We start from the raw sequence: 18,429 nt of genomic DNA, 5'->3' as shown, positions 1-18,429 counted from the left end.
ATGTATCAATCTTTTGAGGCAACAACAAATCCTGCTTATGCTCTAGAGCGCATTGCCTCTCTTCGTAAAGAACTAGACCGCCTTGGACTCGATGGTTTTCTTGTTCCGCGGTGCGATGAACATCAAGGAGAGTATGTCCCTCCTCATGCTCAACGCCTTAGCTGGCTAACCGGCTTTACTGGATCAGCTGGGATTGCAGTGATTTTAAAAAACAAAGCCATCATATTTACAGACGGGCGATATAAGCTCCAAGTTCGCCAACAAACTGATCCTGATATTTTTGATTATGAAGATCTCATAACTTGCCCTCCCTCACAATGGCTTGAAAAAAATGGTCAAAAACTTTCTATTGGTTTTGATCCATGGCTCCACACGATTGCCGCTACAGCAACGTTGAAAAAATCTTTAGAGATAGAAGCCGGTGGAAAACTTGTAGCAGTTCAACATAATCCCATTGACCTGCTCTGGCATGATCAGCCACCATTTCCACAATCTGCCTTATCAATTCACCCTCTCAAATATGCTGGGTGCGATACGGATAAAAAACTCGCTTTGATTTACAAAGATATACAGAAAACTCATGCAAATGCCTTTATTTTTACAGATCCCTCCTCTATTGCATGGATATTCAATATACGGGGCAGTGATGTTTCCAATACACCTTTTATCTTGTGTTTTGCTCTCATTCCACTTAACGAAACACCAGCCTTATTCATTAGCAGCAAAAAACTTGGTGTAGAACAGAAACAATATCTGGAACGTTATGCAAAATTATATGAACCAGAACAGCTTATTCCAAAGATCAAAGAGTATATTCAAAAAGGGACAGTGTTTGCATTAGATCCACAGCTAACATGCGAAAAATTACGAACTGTTATTGAAGAAAACAATAGCTCTTTCATCACACTTACCGATCCTGCCGCTCTACCACGTGCCATTAAAAATGACACAGAACTCAATGGTGCACGCAAAGCGCATCTACGCGATGGTGTTGCCCTAACCCGTTTTTTTTCCTGGTTAGATAAACAAACACCAGGGTCAATAAGTGAAATTTCTGCTGCTCAAAAATTAGAAGAATTTCGCATAAATACAGCAAAAGAAATGGGAGAAGAACTCAAAGATCTTTCTTTTGATACAATTTCAGCAGCAGGAGAAAATGGCGCCATTATTCATTATCGTGTAACGACACAAACAAATAAACAACTCAATGCGAGTGAACTTTATCTTGTTGATTCAGGCGGACAATATCGTGATGGAACGACAGATATCACACGTACAGTAGCAATTGGGAATATTGGAGAAGAAGAAAAGCGCTGTTTCACGCTTGTCCTCAAAGGTATGATTGCTCTTTCAACGGCTTACTTTCCAAAAGGAACCCGCGGACAAGACATTGATATTCTAGCGCGCATTGCATTGTGGAAGGCTGGTTTTGATTATGCTCATGGCACCGGTCATGGTGTTGGGTCTTATCTTTCTGTTCATGAAGGACCACAAAATATTTCCCGCAAAGGATGCCAAGAACTCATCTCCGGTATGATTCTTTCAAACGAACCAGGATATTATCGCGAAGGTGCTTTTGGTATTCGTCTTGAAAATTTGATAATTGTAAAGCCAGAACAAAAAATTGATGGCGGGGATATAGAAATGCTTTCGTTTGAGACACTTACACTCTGCCCTATTGATCGAAAACTCATTCTCCCAGAGCTTTTGACACAAGAAGAACGGCAATGGCTCAATGATTACCATGCGCGCGTTTATCAGATGAATGCACCTTACTTAAATGAAGAAGATAAAAAATGGGCAAAAGAGGCAACACTACCCCTTTAAATGAGGCAACACAAATATCTTCTAACGCTTCTTATAAAAACACCATACCCTACTCTTTTAAAGAGAGAAGTGCGTATTCACCATCAGCAATCACAAAAAATGCTTCTATAAAATACTTCAAGTTTTTTTACCGATAGGATAAAAGCTCTTTCCAAATTGAAACAAAACGGAATACACTTGTAACAGATAATGCTTATCAACTATCCTCCACCATCTTCACATGAGTTATAGCCTTATTCTGCTATATAGAAATTTTCATTATATTTTGTAATCCTCCGCGTCTCATTTCTAAAATGCCTATTATAACCAGCTTATTACGCCGTTTAAATTCAAAAGTTCTGCATATTTAGTTACAATTTTTACCTTGCTTCACAGTGATAACGTATATCTTTTACTAACAATAACCTTGTATATTCTTAATTATAAGAGTTTAAGTTTAATATTTAAATTCAATGTTTTTTTAATAACTTAATAAATATCAAAATATATGGCGCTCTATTTTTGCAAAAAAACAACCCCTATTATCCCCTTTTTGATTCCAGCCCCCCAAAATGTAAGAGAGATAACCATACAAACAGCATACGCATCTTCTAGAAAACGCCCTCTAAACATCATGTTCCTCAATCAACTGTAGCCAAGTCTCTTCATCGATAACCTCAACACCTAATTCTTCAGCTTTAGCCAATTTGGAGCCCGCTCCAAGTCCTGCAACAAGAAGATCTGTTTTTTTAGAAAGTGAACCAGATGTTTTGGCCCCTAATCGCTCTGCCAATGCTTTTGCTTCATCGCGTGACATATGCGCCAAAGTTCCTGTAAAAACAATTGTCTTCTCTGCTATTGGGGAAGAAGCTGTCGTGATAGGCTCCTCATCAAGAGGGGTTACTTCTTCAAGTAAAACAGACAAAACCTCACGATTATGCGCTTCTTGATAAAAATCAACAATTGCGCTCCCTACCTGTGGTCCAATTCCTTCGATATTGGTAAGCTCTATCCAAGCCTCATTTCCTTCTGTATTAATCTCATCACGTGGCATAAGTGCTCCCATAGCCGCAGTTTCAAAAGCTGTATAATTTTTATAAGTACGCGCAAGGCGGCGTGCATTCACCTCTCCAACATGGCGAATCCCCAATGCAAACAAAAAACGGCTTAAAGGAATTTCGCGACGTGCATTAATGGCATCATACAATTTGCGAACTGAAACAGTCCCAAAACCTTCTATATTTTCTAAACGTATCAAAGATTTTTCTTGGCGACGTTCTAAAGTAAAAATATCAGCTGGTGTATGAATACAAAGCGCTTCATCTTGAGCATAGAAAAAAAACTCTACCTGTTTTTTACCCAAGCCCTCAATATCAAAAGCATTGCGCGCAACAAAATGACGAATACGCTCAATCGCCTGTGCAGGACAAATAAGCCCCCCTGTACAGCGACGCACAGCTTCTCCCACTTCACGAACAGCATGACTCCCACAAGCTGGACACAAATGAGGAAAAATAAAGACAGCAGCATCTTTCGGGCGTTTTTCAATAATAACATCAATAACTTGAGGGATCACATCACCAGCACGTTGTACAATCACGCTATCGCCTACACGGATATCACGTCCTTCACGAATAGGCTCTCCTTTATGACCAATTCCCTTAATATAATCTTCATTATGCAAACTAGCATTGGTCACCACCACTCCACCAACAGTAATAGGCGTAAGACGTGCAACAGGTGTCAAAGCTCCCGTGCGACCAACTTGAATGTCAATATCTTTCAAAAGCGCTATCGCCTTTTCTGCTGGAAATTTATGCGCGATTGCCCAACGCGGCGAACGAGAAACAAACCCCAAGCGCTTTTGGAGCATCAAATCATTAACCTTATAAACAATACCATCAATATCATAGCTTAAAGAATGACGGCATTCTTCGATATCGTGATAATAAGAAATAATTTCTTCTAACGTCTTAAAGGCTTTTGTTAATGGATTGATAACAAAGCCATATTCTTTTAGCTTTTTCATCATCTCCATTTGACTTTCTGCCAATATTTCACTCACCTCACCACAAGCATAAGCAAAAAACTGAAGCTTTCTGCTAGCGGTTATCCGTGAATCAAGCTGACGGAGTGAACCAGCTGCCGCATTTCGAGGATTGGCAAAGGTTAACTTGCCCTTCTCTTGTTGGCTGATATTTAATGCTTGGAAATCTTCCCGCCCCATATAAACTTCACCACGCACCTCAATTATATTAGGAAAATCACCTTGCAAAACTTGTGGAATATCAGCAATGGTTCGGGCATTTGCCGTCACATTTTCACCGACAGTTCCATCCCCACGCGTTGCCGCCCCCACAAGCCGCCCCTTTTCATAGCGTAAAGACAAAGATAAACCATCAATTTTTGGCTCCGCTGTTATTTCCAACACCTGTGTTTCTGGAAGCCGTAAAAAACGACGAATACGCTCAACAAATTCAGTAACATCTTCAAAGCTAAACGCATTATCCAGTGAAAGCATTGGCTGTGCATGAACAGATTTTTCAAACTTTTCAGAAATTGGTGCCCCAATTTTATGTGAAGGAGAATCAACACGAATAAGCTCTGGAAAAAGAGCTTCAATTTCTGCATTACGGCGGCGCAAAGCATCATATTCTGCATCAGAAATTTCAGGCTGATCATCACGATTATAAAGCACATCATGACGTGCAATCTCTTTTGCCAACCACTCTAATTCACTTTCTGCTTCAACAGCTGTGAGATTTTTATCTGCATCTTTGTTCATAAAATCTATTCCAAATTACGAGCACTGCCACAAGGATGATCTCCGCGCCTCCTCATAAAGTAAATCTCAATAAATACAAGCTTTCCAGTATTTTTATCGCTGACTAATTACCTTCATGCTAGAAGCTTTTGAGCCGCTGCACGCGCTTCTTCAGTAATCTGTTCTCCTGCCAACATACGAGCAATTTCTTCTGCACGTTCATGCTCTTCCATTTTATGAATAGCAGTAACAAAGCGTCCTTTATCATGACTCTCAATTTTTGAAATAAGAAAATGACCATGCGCTTTCGATGCAACCTGTGGAGCATGCGTAATAGCGAAAACCTGGACATGTTCTGATAAGCGTTGCAACCGTTGCCCAATAGCAGCTGCAACAGCACCCCCAACGCCTGTATCAATTTCATCAAAGATCAGCGTCGGTGCTGATCCTCGATCAGATAAAACAACTTTTAATGCCAACAAAAAACGAGACAATTCACCGCCAGAAGCCACACTAAGCATCGGTCCAGCACGTGTTCCAGGATTTGTTCGCACCCAATATTCAATGCGATCACATCCCTCTGCACTCCGCTTTTCGATATCACTTTGCATTTCAACAATAAACTCAGCCCTCTCTAATTTCAATGCCGGTAACTCAGTCATCACGCTTTCAGACAAGCGCTTTGCAACCTCTTGACGTTTTACTGACAACGCTTGTGCTAACATATCATAATTTTTTTGTGCTTGTTTTGCCTCATTTTCAAAACGTGTCAATATAATCTGAGCCTCTTCAAAATCAGCCAATTCAGCATCCATCTTATCGCGTAACTGAACCAATTCATCCGCAGAAACTTGATATTTACGAGCAAAACCCCGAAGAGAAAAAAGACGCTCTTCTATCCGTTCTAATTCATCAGGTTCAAAATCTAATGCTCGTATTGCCGTCTCAATACCTTCTTGTGCTGTTGCAAGTGCATGCAATGCCTCATCAATAGATTTCACCACTGGTGCAATAAGCTCTTGTGCTTCAGGAATTTTCCGCTCCAAACGCCTCACCAAATTAGAAAGCACTGGGATTGGTGATTTTTGACCCGTTAAAAGATCATCCGCTTCTTTAATATCCGTCGCTATTTTTTCTAATTTAAGCATATCGGCACGACGAAGAGAAAGAGCCTCCTCTTCACCAACTTTAAAATCAAGCTTTTCAAGCTCTTCTATACACGCACGAAGATAATCAACCTCACGTACAGCGCTCTCTACTTTAAGACGCTGCCGTTGCAAACGCTCCTCAAATTCACGCCATGTGTAATAACACTGACGCAAATTTTCCACTTCATCCTCAAGACCACCAAAGGCATCTAATAATTGGCGATGTGTAGCAACATCAACAAGCGCACGATCATCATGTTGTCCATGAATTTCAACCAGCAAACGGCCAACACTCCGCATCAATGCAACACTAGACACCTGATCATTAATAAAAACACGGCTGCGTCCATCACTTGATTGCACACGTCGTAAAATAATATCACCCTCATCATCAAGACCATTCTCACGAATAAGTTGACGTGCAGGATGTGAAACAGACACATCAAAAACAGCTGTGACCTGCCCGCGCTCAGCACCATGACGCACAAGCGAAGCATCACCCCGCCCCCCTAGAGCAAGTGATAAAGCATCAAGGAGAATGGACTTCCCCGCACCTGTTTCTCCAGTTAAAACAGTCAACCCCGCCGTAAAATGAATATCGAGCGTTTCGATCAAAACAATATTATGAATCGAAAGCTGTACCAGCATAGAGAATCAACGTACCCTCTTCTTATCACCACCTAAAGCATTTGAGATCCAAGAAGATTTATGCTCGCGTGGCGATATTTTATTCTTCTGCAAGAGATTATAAGAAAATTTATACCACTCACTTTTGGGATAGTTACGTCCTAAAATAGCTGCTGCCGTCTGTGCTTCCGCCGTTAAGCCGAGAGCAAGATTAACCTCAGTCAAGCGGAAAAGCGCTTCTTCAATTTGATTTGTATCGGAATACTCTTCAACCACGGTACGAAACCGTCTACTTGCCGCAAGGTAGCGCCGCCCCTCTTCATAATAACGACCAATCTGCATTTCTTTGCCAGCCAGCTGCTCGCGCCCAAAACGTATTTTATCCTTAGCATCCTTGACATATTCAGAATTAGGATAACGCTCTATAAGGAGCTGCATAGCAGCAATAGCGCGTTTCGTATCACGTTGATCACGCGTAACATCAGGAATCCGACGGAAAGAAGAAAGACCAATAATATAGTACGCATAAGCCGAGTCAGTCGACCCTGGATAAAGAGTAATATAGCGTTGAGCCATACTAATTGAATCATCATACTTTCCGAGTCGATAATTAGTAAAAGCCCCCATAACTAAAGATTTACGTCCCCAGTCTGTATAAGCATACTGCTTTTCAATCTTCAAAAACTTCTTCGATGCATCCCCAAGCTTCCCACTCTCAAGGCTAGCAAGCGCCTGATTATATAAAACATCTGGTGGCTCTATTTTCAAAACGTAAGCAGATGGATCAAGAGTATTTTTCTCTTTAAAGAGGCATCCCGCCAACATACAGGTGCTTCCCAAAAGCACCACCCCCAATATCTTGCGTACAATGTTAGATTTTCTATATGTCATATTTCCAATGCACACATGAGATTTTTTCATAGTTTTCCCGGCCTCCACAGAATATCACCTTGTAGCAAAAACAAGTTATAAAAGGTCTTATACCATATCACTTTAAAATCCACATAACCAATTTAGCAGTTTAGGTCAATCATCCCCTTAAAAATCAAATAAACGATAAAAAAATCTTGTCAATTTTTTTACTCTTTATCTAAAAAGCTTTTTTCGTAATGTGATTCGTCTGCCAAAACAGCCTTCACCAATTGCGCATTAATTCTATGTCCACTACAATAAGAACGAAATAATCCAATAAAAGGCGCCCCAAGCAAAGCAGTATCACCAATCGCATCAAGCATCTTGTGCCGAACACATTCATTCTCCCAATAAGGACCATCCGGATTTAAAATTTTATCATTAAGGTCAATAACAAGAGAATTTTCCAAAGAAGCGCCTCTCGCCTTTCCAGAAAGCCTTAATTTTTCCACGTCTTTGATAAAACCAAAAGTGCGCGCACGTGACAAATCATCTCTAAACCCTCGTGTGGTAAGGTCAAAACTGAAATGTTGCTTACCAATAGCAGAAGAAGGAAAAGAGATCGTTATATCAAAACGACGTCCATCGAATGGCAAAAGCTCTGCAACACCATGAGCTCCTTCAACCCGCAACGGTTTTTTTATAATGAAATAAGAACGTAACGCATTTTGCTGTACAATGCCAACATCTTCAAAAGCTTGGCAATATAGCCACGCTGAACCATCCAAAATAGGAATCTCATTATGTGACACTTCAATAATAAGATTATCCAAATTATAAGCAGTAATTGCTGCCATCAAATGTTCAATTGTTTCAACCCTTATATCTCCATCTCCAAGTACCGTTGATAATTCAGTTTCTCCTGTTTGCGATGCATGGGCTTGAAATATTTTCTCTGTTCCGTCTAATCCACAACGCTTAAAAATAATACCACACCCAACATCCGCTGGACAAACCTTTACCACTGACAAACAACCACTGTGAACGCCAATCCCCTTAAATGTTACTGCTTTTTTAAGAGTCGACTGATATTTTGGCACCAAATTCATCATATTGTTTTATTAAATTACTTTTACATCTTTTAACAAAATTTATAAAACTATAAAAAATATTCATAGTAAATAATAAAAAAAACCGCTTATTATAAGCGGTTTTTTAAAAACAAAGTATTTTATCCAAAAAATAGCAATATATTTTACTGTATAATTTTTGACTGATCATCAAAGAGGTAATAATTTTTCTTACTTTGCCTCATTTTTCATCAATTAATTTGCCTGACGACGTAAAAATGCTGGTATTTCCAACTGATCTTCTTCACTTATAAAAGTACGCTGATCTTGTGGTACCTGAGGGTGCAGCTCACCAGAACGACGTGGAACATAAACAGAAGCATCTTGAGAAAGCGCCTGAGAATTTTTATTGTAAACACGAGACTCTTCCTGCTGAGACGATCTGACAGCAGGCTCCAGCCTCGCTTCTGGCTCGGCTTCTTCACGATTCGTCAAACTCTGTTTCAAACGCTGCCAAAGATTACGAGGACCTTGATCAGTCACAGATGTTCTTTGACTTTGTCCATGAGCAACAGGAGGAAAATCCTTTAACTCAGGCATACGCATTGGAGCGCGTGCTTGCATTTGTTGCATTTGTTTTGGTTGCACTAGCTTTTCTTTTTGCTTCACAACCCCTGTCATCTCATCAAGAACATGCGCTGTTGCCTCCATACTCACGGGAGCTGTCATAGCCGGTTGAGAACCACGACCTACTTGCATACGAGGCACATTTGATCTCTGTTCCTGAACAGCATTTGAACCATACGCAACAGCATTCGTCGCACTTCGTGTCGTCATTGCTTCTGCAGGATGTGCAAAAATTTGACTTTTTGGACGGAACTGTTCTCCGGTTGGTTTACCCTTCTCTATTTCAAGTGATTCGATCACTTCTACCATTGACTCAGAACGCAGAGGCGATGACTGAACATGAAAAGAACTGTGTGACGTTCCAGGATCGCTCTTGCGCATTGAAGAAGCAGGCCTTTGAAGCTGAGGATGAGACGACTGAACCACATCACTAACTTCACGATCAATACCGGTGGCAACCACAGAAACACGAATAACACCTTCCAATGACTCATCATCAATAGCACCAAAAATCACATTCGCATCAGCATCCACTTCTTCACGAATACGATTAGCAGCTTCATCAACCTCAAAAAGAGTCATATCACGACCACCCGTAATAGAAATCAGTAAACCACGCGCCCCACGCATAGAGGTATCATCCAACAATGGGTTTGCAATAGCAGCTTCAGCTGCAGCCAAAGCACGTCCTTCACCAGATGCCTCACCCGTTCCCATCATAGCTCGACCCATTTCGTGCATAACAGAGCGAACATCAGCGAAATCAAGGTTAATCAAACCCTCTTTAATCATCAAATCCGTAATGGAAGCAACACCAGAATAAAGCACTTGGTCAGCCATAGCAAAAGCATCAGCAAACGTTGTCTTATCATTTGCAATACGGAAAAGATTTTGATTGGGAATAACAATCAATGTATCGACAGACTTTTGTAATTCTTCAATACCAGCCTCTGCCGTTTTCATACGACGTGCGCCTTCAAACTGAAACGGCTTTGTCACAACACCAACAGTCAAAATACCTTTTTCACGTGCTGCGCGAGCAACAACAGGAGCAGCCCCTGTTCCAGTTCCTCCCCCCATACCAGCAGTAATGAAAACCATATGAGAGTCTGCAAGATGATCAATAATTTCATCAATACATTCCTCTGCCGCCGCTTGTCCAACTTCCGGTAAAGCACCAGCACCCAAACCCTCTGTCACAGCTGCTCCAAGTTGGATAACACGTTCAGCCTTTGACATAGCCAAAGCCTGTGCATCCGTATTTGCAACAACAAAATCAACTCCCTGAAGACCAGCATTTATCATATTATTCACGGCATTCCCGCCACCACCTCCAACACCAAAAACGGTAATGCGTGGCTTCAATTCCGCGATATCTGGCCGATGCAGATTAATCGTCATTTTCTTTTCCTTCTCATAAGACACCGCAAGCCAAAGCGATGAAATTTATCCAACTAGACTTAACTAAAAACTCTCACGCAACCACTGACCAACACGCTGAAAATACCCACGCGTGCCCATCGATAAATGATTTCCTGCCGCCTGCATTGTTTTTTCTTCAAAACCCACCAATTGCGGATAAATTAACAACCCAACAGCAGATGTAAACGCCGCCCCTTTTGCAAGAGAAGGAAGCCTCGAAATACCTAAAGGCCGCCCGATACGAACATTTCTTCCTAATATAGTACGTGCCATTTCTGGCAATCCTGTTAACTGGCTTGCTCCCCCAGTCAAAATAACACGTTTACCAATGATGTGACCAAAACCAGAACGATTTAAACAATCACGGACCATTTCTAAAATTTCTTCAACACGCGCACGAATGATACGCCCAAGAACCGCGCGAGGATATTGAGTTTCACGCTGTTCATTCCCAATTTCTGCTACATTAATCATTTGCCGCTCATCAGCGCTTGTTAGAAGTGCTGAACCATAAACAACTTTTAAACGTTCCGCCTCTGTTAAAGACATAGAAAATCCGCGCGCAACATCAAGAGTGACATGATGCCCCCCAACAGCAAGAGCATCCGCATGAATAAATTTTCCCTCAAAAAACACTGAAAATGTTGTTGTTCCACCACCAAAATCAATACATGCAGCCCCTAAATGCGCCTCATCATTCATCAAGACAGCAAGACCACTTGCAAAGGGAGTAGCAACCATTGCTTCAACACTCAAATGTGCACGATTAATACAAGTTTCTAAATTACGCAAAGAAGCTGTTTCTGCTGTTACCACATGCACGTCAACACCAAATGTTTCCCCTGCCATTCCAACAGGGTCAGAAATTCCTTTATCTCCATCCAATACATAAGAAACTGGAACTGAGTGCATAACATGACGTTCAGCATCAAAAGCTTTACGCGAAACATCTGAAAAGGCCATACGCATATCACGCTTGGTGACTTCACGACCATTCAAATGGACCTTTCCATTAATCAAAGCACTTTGTAATCGACTTGAGGAAAAATTCACAATCACTGAATCCACCACCAAACCTGCCATTTTTTCTGCCGCATCAACAGCCAATCTTATTGATTGTTCTGCTGCAAACATATCCATGACAACACCAGATTTAATACCACGTGAACGCTGCACTCCAAAGCCTAGAATTTCCGTAGAATGTGTACGACCATGTAAATAGTGCGCATGCTTCAAAGGACGCAAACAAGCAATAAGACAAACAATCTTACTTGAACCGACATCAAGCACCGTTAAAAAACGTGTTTTACGCCCTCCCAGATGATGTGATCTAAGCAACATCATGGGTTTCCTGCCTTTCGTGCCTTTAAAATACGTTCTTCTTCTGCTACAGTAGCGTTATAACGCTCCAACGTTTCATCTGACAAAGAAACAGTAATTCGATCAGCAAGACGTAAATCAACACTGAGAATATCGCGCGATAAAAGATCCTGCATTGTACCGGACGAAATAAGAGAGGAAAGCCTTTCAAGTGCACCATTTTCAGGCAACATAACGCGCATTCCATTATCCAAAACAAGATCCCAACGTCGATTACCTACCCGCACAAAAGCACGAATACGATCATATACTTCTGGATAAACTGACAGCGCTTGAATAAATCCTTTAGCAGCATTTTGCGCACCCTGCCCCACCACAAGAGGTAAATCCCGAACAATTTCCCCTTTAAAGGGCACAATGACACGACCTGTATTATCAACAATATCCACTATGCTATCATGTTGCCAAATGGCATAGGGTTCACGCTCCACGATGGAAATGCGCATTCTATTGGGATAAATTTTCTGAACATTAGCCGATTGCACCCAAGCCTGTTTTTCCAAAAGAGAACGTGCTCTTTCAACATCAAAAGTGAATATAGAAGGCGCAACATCAAGTTTTAAAATTTTAAAAATATCCTGCTTTGTTAAGCGCTTATTACCGCTTATATCGACATGAGTGACCACAAAACTACTATCCAATATGATCGTATTTACGATCACAGCCATCTGACCACTCGATGAAAGTCCATAAAAAGCCGTAACCAAGAAAAACCATACAACAGCAAAAGAGCCGAAATGGCGTGGAATATGAATATTGACAAAAACAAACTCAAACATAAACCGAAGAAAACGACGATAAAGACGTGGCAAAGCCGGCACTGAAAGCACCTCCATCGGAACATTTGTTTTATTAACATTCAACGCATACATGATGCGTCCTCCACCATCCATTGAACAATATCGCCGTAAGTACGGCCGCTCGCTTTTGCAATATCAGGAAGAAGAGACGTCGATGTCATACCGGGTTGCGTATTAATTTCAAGCCAAACCAATTCTCCCGTTTTCTCATCAAAACGAAAATCAGAACGGCTAACACCTCGACACCCTATCGCCTGATGGGCTGCTAAAGACATTCTTTGCACACTTTGGTAAATATTTAGTGAAAGTTGTGCAGGACAAATATGAAGAGAACCACCCATTTTATATTTCGAGTCATAATCGTAGAATGGAAAGTGTTTATCGGGAAGAATTTCACACACATCCAGCACTTCATTCCCCAAAACAGCACAAGTCAATTCACGACCAGGAATATATTTTTCAATCATCACCTCATCGGCATACCCCCACTCAGCTCCCCCAATATTATGCGGCGGTACAGCTTCATTTTCCTGGACAATAACAACACCAAAACTTGATCCTTCACACACAGGTTTAATTACATAAGGAGGCTCCATGGGGTGTGTTTGTCCCAAAGCAAAGCGGCTCATGATACGAGAAGGAGCAACACAAACCCCAACATTTTCAACGATAATTTTTGCACGTCCCTTATCCATTGCCAAAGCGGATGCCATCACACCAGAATGGGTATAAGGAATTTTTAAATATTCAAGAATCCCCTGAATCCGACCATCTTCACCAAATGGACCATGCAATGCATTGAAGACAATATCGGGCTGCAACTTTTCAAGAACAGAAGCAATATGAGCGTCAACATCCACGCGGCTCACGCGATACCCCTGCAGCTCTAGAACATCAGCACAAGCCGCCCCTGAAGATAAACTTACAGACCGTTCAGAAGAAAAACCTCCCATTAACACAGCTATATGTTTATCTCTCATAATAAATCACCCTCTTTCGCATACTATATGTAGTCTATATAAAATACATCAGCACCACATACAGAAAAAACAAGGTTTATCCTTGCGAATCAATAACCTAGCATTTTGCATAATGAATCAGACTCAAAAGCCTGATGCAAGAGATTCTTTGTTAATTTATTGATTCTTAATAGAAATTTTTTATTATCTCTTTGAAATGACTCAATTTTTTATTTGCACTTTTTTAGTGAACAATAAATCAATGAAATGGATCAAAAGGAGAAACACTTCGACCACGCTCAAATTGACCGATACGCTCTATTTCCCACTGTAAAAGGTGGGCTGAATTTGCAAAAACACGCGCACGCACTGTTTCTCCCAATGCTTCAAGATCATATCCTGTTGCTTGCCCTGTATTAATCATAAAATTACAGTGCATTTCACTCATTTGAGCGCCACCAATCCGTAAACCTCGACACCCTGCTTCATCAATCACGCGCCACGCAGATCCATTCTCAGGATTTTTGAAAGTTGATCCTCCTGTCTTTTCACGAATAGGTTGTACAGTTTCTCTGTGGAGGGAAACTTCATCCATAGCAGCACGAATATCATCTTTATTACCAAGTTTTCCTTCCAATAAAGCAGCTGTAAAAATAAAATCTTTAGGAATATCACAATGGCGATAGGAATAATGCATATCTTTCAAACTCAAGATATGACGTTGTCCTTTACGATCCAGCGCATAGACCTCGACAACACGCGCTGCGGTTTCAACACCATTCGCACCCGCGTTCATTTTGAGAGCTCCTCCAAGAGCACCAGGAATACCATGATAAAAATGAAAACCTGCAACTTCTGCCTTTAAAGCGGCAGCAGCTAAATGTTTATCCGCCGTACCAGCACCAACTAAAAAGCCTTTTGGAGAAACTTGCTGCACTTGCCCAAAATTTTTTGGCGAAAGACGAATCACAACACCAGGAACGCCCCCATCACGCACCAGAAGATTAGAACCAATTCCCACAATTGTTACAGGGATAGATTCAGGAAGATTTTGCAGAAAAACTGCTAAATCTGCCTCATCAACAGGCTGATAAAAAAGCTCTGCCAACCCGCCCGTGCGAAACCACGTTACTTTACGCATTTCAACATTAGGTGTAAGTTTGCCTCTCACGCCACCCAACAGCGGTTGCAATTGCGCCAATAGCGCCTCACCATCAATGTGCTGAAAATTTATCATGACCATCCAATACCGCTAACTGATGAGGCAACGCACAAGCCCATTGTGTGATATTGCCAGCACCAAGAAAAACAACATAATCCTCTGCCTGAGCAAGTTTTGAGACAAGAGACACGACATCTTCCAGACTATGTATCAAGCGCACATCACGATGACCCACCATTTTAATATGCTCTACCAATTCTTGAGAACCAAATCCTACAATAGGCTCTTCACCAGCCGCATAAACAGGCGTAATCAACACTGTATCTGCATCATTAAAACAAGCAGCAAAATCATCAAATAAATGATACAAACGTGAATACCGATGGGGTTGTGCAATGGCAATAACACGCCCTTTTGCACTCTCACGTGCTGCACGCAAAACAGCCTTTATTTCAACAGGATGATGTCCATAATCATCAAATATTTCAATACCCCGCCAACTTCCTGTTCGCGTAAAACGCCGTTTTACTCCGCCAAATTCTGCTAAGCCCCTTTTTATAGCTTCATTTGAAATGCCAAGTTCATGCGCAATAGCAATAGCCGCCGTTGCATTAGCAACATTATGCTGTCCTGCCATGGGCAAAAGCAAATTTTTCAACTCAATCTTTCTTCCTGTTTTGCGTGAGCGAACAAGAACATCAAAATGCGTTTTTTGACCATCCATCGAAAGATTAAGAAAACGAACATCCGCTTGTGGATTTGCACCATAAGTGATCACCCAACGATCATCAATACGGCCCGCCAATGACTGAACCTCTGGATGATCAAGGCACAAAACAGCAAAACCATAAAAAGGAACATTTTCTACGAATTGCCGAAAAGCGTCACGCACAGCATCAAAACTTCCATAATGATCCAAATGCTCAGCGTCAATATTAGTAATAACAGCAATATCAGCAGGCAGCTTTAAAAATGTACCATCACTCTCATCAGCTTCAACAATCATCCAATCGCCATCTCCTGTACGAGAATTCGTACCATAAGCATTAATAATACCACCATTAATTACCACTGGATCAAAATGACCGGCATCAAGAAGGGCTGCGACCATTGATGTGGTTGTTGTTTTACCATGTGTACCACCCACCGCAATTGCACGCCGAAACCGCATCAGCTCCGCCAGCATTTCTGCACGTCTAACAAGCGGCAAATGTCTTTCCTTTGCAGCAATATACTCAGGATTTGTTTTTTTAACGGCAGTAGAAAAAACAACAACCTCTGCATTCCCTAAGTTTTCAGCACAATGACCTATATGAACGTTAATTCCTTTTTTCCGCAAACGTTCAACATTTGTACTTTCAACTTGATCTGACCCTTGAACTTTATAGCCAAGATTATAAAAAACCTCCGCAATTCCACTCATACCGATCCCCCCGATTCCGATAAAATGGATAACGCCTATATCAAGTGGCATTTTCATTTAAAAGCTCCTCTTTTATATCTGACAACAATCGCCCTGCAATTAAGGATTCAGCCATATCAGCAAGGCAACGGGTTGCATGAGGTTGCCCAACTTTTTTTGCAGCAAGCGCTTGTTTTTCCAATAAATGGGGCGCACAACAAGCGTGCATTAAAAGAGAAAAAAGCTTTTGTGCATTTAAATCTTTTTCTGATACAATTTGCGCACCACCTACACGAGCAAGCAGAGCTGCATTGGCAGCCTGATCATGATCTAAAGCATGGGGATAGGGAACAAGCAAAGCAGGTCTACCAATCACCGCTATCTCACAAACAGATGAAGCCCCAGCACGCGACAAAATAAAATGGGCATGTGCCATACGTTCAGCCATATCATCAAAAAAAGGAGCTACCTCTGCTTGTACGCCCATATCACGATAGATTTTGATTAACCCTTCTGCTTCCCCTCGAACTTGCTGCACAATTCGTAAACGTTTACGGTTCTTATCATCGAATAAAGCAATAGCTTCTGGAACAATATGTGAAAAAGCAGAAGCCCCTTGGCTACCTCCAAAAATCAAAAAATGAAATGGCTCTTCACCAGTTGAGGGATGATAAGGAATTTTGGCCGCCTTCAGCACAGCCTCACGGACAGGATTCCCCGTCAAAAGTATTTTACGAGCATAAGCGCCATTTGGCGACAACAAACCACCAGCGATTGCACGCACAAAAATTGCCAACACCCGATTGGCACGCCCCATAATAGCATTTTGTTCATGAATAAATGTTACACGCCTCGTTAGGGCCGCAATAAAAAGAGGAGGAAAGCTAGGATACCCCCCAAATCCTCCAACAAGAGCAGGACGTAATTTATAAAACAACGCCAACGATTGCCCCATACCCCTTAGCAAAGACCAAAATGTCTTTATCAGAGCAAAAGGATGGCGTCGTATAAATGTTGCCGATGAAACGATATGAATATGCTCTTCATCAAAACACTGAACAAAAGGTCGTGCTCTTTCATCTGTTATTAAATGAACATCATATCCACGCTGCCTTAATTCAACAGAAAGGGCTTCAGCAGGAAAAAGATGTCCACCTGTACCACCAGCCACCAAAACAATAACTTTTTTATCATTCATAAGGGGTATCCAAGACAGAAGAGGAAGAAAAAGCTGAAAGGCGTGCTTCTGGCCAACGACGTGTTAAACTGAGCAAAATGCCCATTGAAAACGCAATCGCCACCATCGAAGAACCACCATAAGAAATAAAAGGCAATGTCATGCCTTTTGGAGGAATTAAGTGAAGATTAACGGCCATATTAATCGCTGATTGAAAGCCAATCATCATTGCTATGCCAGTAATACCAAGACGTATAAAGGAATCACGTGTATTCATGGCTATATACAATGAACGCATAACGATAAAGCCAAAAAGCATCATAATTAATAAACAAAGGATAATACCATATTCTTCAGCAGCGACGGAAAACACAAAATCTGTATGGCTATCAGGAATGATACGTTTTACTGTTCCCTCCCCAGGACCTTGCCCAAACCAACCACCATTCAAAATAGCCTCACGTCCTACATCCACTTGAAACGTATCCCCTTCACCTGTCAAAAAACCATTGATACGCTCGCGCACATGATGCAGAAAAAGATAAGCTAAAATAATTCCTACAACGCCTAAAATGAGAAAGAGAAAAATAATGGTAAGAGGTACACCAGCAATAAAAAACAGCCCCCCCCATGTTGCACTTATTAAAACTGTTTGTCCAATATCAGGCTGCAAAACCAGAAGCACACAACAAATGGCATAAAGTAGAATCGCTAACGTATAACCCAGAATTCCCCTCCTGCGTATCTGTTCTGAAAAAAGCCAAGCAGACATAACCACAAAAGCTGGCTTCATAAACTCTGAAGCCTGTACAGAAAAACCAAATAGCTGAATCCACCTCCGTGCTCCCTTTAATTCTGGACCAAAAAATAAGGTTGCAACCATAAGAGCAAGCGTTACAATGAGCAAAAGAGCACATAAACGACGAATATTAGAAAGCGAAAAAAAAGAAATGGTAACCATCGTAAAAAATGCTGAAATGCTAAAAATGATATGCCACCGAACAAAATAAAAACTATCAGCAATTCCGATTTTTTTTGCAATAATAGGGCTGGCAGCAAAAGATAGCATAATGCCAATACCCATTAAAATTAAACAAGCTGCAAAGATAGAGCGATCAATCGTCCACCACCAATTAGCAATTGGATCTCTATCTGCGCGCGTAACCATGGTATCCACCTTATCCATTTTATAAATTATCTTAAAGTGATATGGTTCCCCAGCCTATTTAACAA

The 18,429-nt window shown here is 41.3% G+C and carries 13 protein-coding genes; 1 reads left to right on the top strand and 12 read right to left on the bottom strand.

What is annotated here, in order from left to right:
- The gene (locus ACFIJK_RS05570) at positions 1-1,827 is read left to right on the top strand and encodes an aminopeptidase P family protein (RefSeq protein WP_375627089.1); all 1,827 of its coding nucleotides are present in this window, start codon (positions 1-3) and stop codon (positions 1,825-1,827) included.
- A gap of 604 nt (positions 1,828-2,431) precedes the next feature.
- On the opposite strand, the gene ligA is transcribed toward ACFIJK_RS05570, so the two are convergent.
- The 12 genes from ligA to ACFIJK_RS05510 all read right to left on the bottom strand — a co-directional run bounded on the left by ligA (position 2,432) and on the right by ACFIJK_RS05510 (position 18,364).
- Positions 2,432-4,591 (bottom strand): NAD-dependent DNA ligase LigA, encoded by a 2,160-nt coding sequence (ligA, locus tag ACFIJK_RS05565; RefSeq protein WP_375627087.1) that lies wholly within the window; start codon positions 4,589-4,591, stop codon positions 2,432-2,434.
- A gap of 113 nt (positions 4,592-4,704) precedes the next feature.
- On the bottom strand, positions 4,705-6,366 hold the full coding sequence (gene recN, locus ACFIJK_RS05560) for a DNA repair protein RecN (protein WP_375627085.1): 1,662 nt from the start codon (positions 6,364-6,366) through the stop codon (positions 4,705-4,707).
- A 6-nt stretch (positions 6,367-6,372) separates the two neighbouring features.
- On the bottom strand, positions 6,373-7,266 hold the full coding sequence (locus ACFIJK_RS05555) for an outer membrane protein assembly factor BamD (RefSeq protein WP_375619631.1): 894 nt from the start codon (positions 7,264-7,266) through the stop codon (positions 6,373-6,375).
- 158 nt (positions 7,267-7,424) lie between these two features.
- Positions 7,425-8,309: a UDP-3-O-acyl-N-acetylglucosamine deacetylase gene (lpxC, locus tag ACFIJK_RS05550; RefSeq protein WP_375627082.1), complete on the bottom strand. Its 885-nt coding sequence runs from the start codon at positions 8,307-8,309 to the stop codon at positions 7,425-7,427.
- A gap of 213 nt (positions 8,310-8,522) precedes the next feature.
- Positions 8,523-10,295: a cell division protein FtsZ gene (gene ftsZ, locus ACFIJK_RS05545; protein ID WP_375627080.1), complete on the bottom strand. Its 1,773-nt coding sequence runs from the start codon at positions 10,293-10,295 to the stop codon at positions 8,523-8,525.
- 63 nt (positions 10,296-10,358) lie between these two features.
- Positions 10,359-11,660: a cell division protein FtsA gene (gene ftsA / locus ACFIJK_RS05540; protein ID WP_375627078.1), complete on the bottom strand. Its 1,302-nt coding sequence runs from the start codon at positions 11,658-11,660 to the stop codon at positions 10,359-10,361.
- A complete protein-coding gene (locus ACFIJK_RS05535) occupies positions 11,657-12,568 on the bottom strand; it encodes a cell division protein FtsQ/DivIB (protein WP_375626119.1) in 912 nt (303 codons plus the stop codon). Before ACFIJK_RS05535 ends, ftsA begins: the two co-directional genes overlap by 4 nt.
- Positions 12,556-13,476: a D-alanine--D-alanine ligase gene (locus ACFIJK_RS05530; RefSeq protein WP_375627075.1), complete on the bottom strand. Its 921-nt coding sequence runs from the start codon at positions 13,474-13,476 to the stop codon at positions 12,556-12,558. Before ACFIJK_RS05530 ends, ACFIJK_RS05535 begins: the two co-directional genes overlap by 13 nt.
- A 238-nt stretch (positions 13,477-13,714) precedes the next feature.
- Entirely contained in the window at positions 13,715-14,692 is a 978-nt protein-coding gene (gene murB / locus ACFIJK_RS05525; RefSeq protein WP_375627073.1) for a UDP-N-acetylmuramate dehydrogenase, read from the bottom strand.
- Positions 14,670-16,097: a UDP-N-acetylmuramate--L-alanine ligase gene (murC, locus tag ACFIJK_RS05520; RefSeq protein ID WP_375627071.1), complete on the bottom strand. Its 1,428-nt coding sequence runs from the start codon at positions 16,095-16,097 to the stop codon at positions 14,670-14,672. Before murC ends, murB begins: the two co-directional genes overlap by 23 nt.
- The gene (gene murG, locus ACFIJK_RS05515) at positions 16,081-17,217 is read right to left on the bottom strand and encodes an undecaprenyldiphospho-muramoylpentapeptide beta-N-acetylglucosaminyltransferase (RefSeq protein WP_375626126.1); all 1,137 of its coding nucleotides are present in this window, start codon (positions 17,215-17,217) and stop codon (positions 16,081-16,083) included. The genes murC and murG overlap by 17 nt, the downstream gene beginning before the upstream one ends.
- Positions 17,210-18,364 (bottom strand): FtsW/RodA/SpoVE family cell cycle protein, encoded by a 1,155-nt coding sequence (locus ACFIJK_RS05510; RefSeq protein ID WP_375626128.1) that lies wholly within the window; start codon positions 18,362-18,364, stop codon positions 17,210-17,212. Before ACFIJK_RS05510 ends, murG begins: the two co-directional genes overlap by 8 nt.
- Positions 18,365-18,429: the final 65 nt, after the last annotated feature.

The sequence above is a fragment of the Bartonella sp. PS17NMGDW genome, from assembly GCF_042193555.1.
Classification (GTDB): domain Bacteria; phylum Pseudomonadota; class Alphaproteobacteria; order Rhizobiales; family Rhizobiaceae; genus Bartonella; species Bartonella grahamii.
This window is presented reverse-complemented; position numbering and strand designations above follow the sequence as displayed.

Bases quoted from the DNA above. Each gene is read 5' to 3' on its own strand.
- murC (WP_375627071.1), bottom strand. From the start codon at position 16,097: ATGAAAATGCCACTTGATATAGGCGTTATCCATTTTATCGGAATCGGG.
- lpxC (WP_375627082.1), bottom strand. From the start codon at position 8,309: ATGATGAATTTGGTGCCAAAATATCAGTCGACTCTTAAAAAAGCAGTA.
- ACFIJK_RS05570 (WP_375627089.1), top strand. From the start codon at position 1: ATGTATCAATCTTTTGAGGCAACAACAAATCCTGCTTATGCTCTAGAG.
- ACFIJK_RS05510 (WP_375626128.1), bottom strand. From the start codon at position 18,364: ATGGTTACGCGCGCAGATAGAGATCCAATTGCTAATTGGTGGTGGACG.
- ligA (WP_375627087.1), bottom strand. From the start codon at position 4,591: ATGAACAAAGATGCAGATAAAAATCTCACAGCTGTTGAAGCAGAAAGT.
- ACFIJK_RS05535 (WP_375626119.1), bottom strand. From the start codon at position 12,568: ATGTATGCGTTGAATGTTAATAAAACAAATGTTCCGATGGAGGTGCTT.
- ACFIJK_RS05555 (WP_375619631.1), bottom strand. From the start codon at position 7,266: ATGAAAAAATCTCATGTGTGCATTGGAAATATGACATATAGAAAATCT.
- ACFIJK_RS05530 (WP_375627075.1), bottom strand. From the start codon at position 13,476: ATGAGAGATAAACATATAGCTGTGTTAATGGGAGGTTTTTCTTCTGAA.
- ftsZ (WP_375627080.1), bottom strand. From the start codon at position 10,295: ATGACGATTAATCTGCATCGGCCAGATATCGCGGAATTGAAGCCACGC.
- murG (WP_375626126.1), bottom strand. From the start codon at position 17,217: ATGAATGATAAAAAAGTTATTGTTTTGGTGGCTGGTGGTACAGGTGGA.
- recN (WP_375627085.1), bottom strand. From the start codon at position 6,366: ATGCTGGTACAGCTTTCGATTCATAATATTGTTTTGATCGAAACGCTC.
- ftsA (WP_375627078.1), bottom strand. From the start codon at position 11,660: ATGATGTTGCTTAGATCACATCATCTGGGAGGGCGTAAAACACGTTTT.
- murB (WP_375627073.1), bottom strand. From the start codon at position 14,692: ATGATAAATTTTCAGCACATTGATGGTGAGGCGCTATTGGCGCAATTG.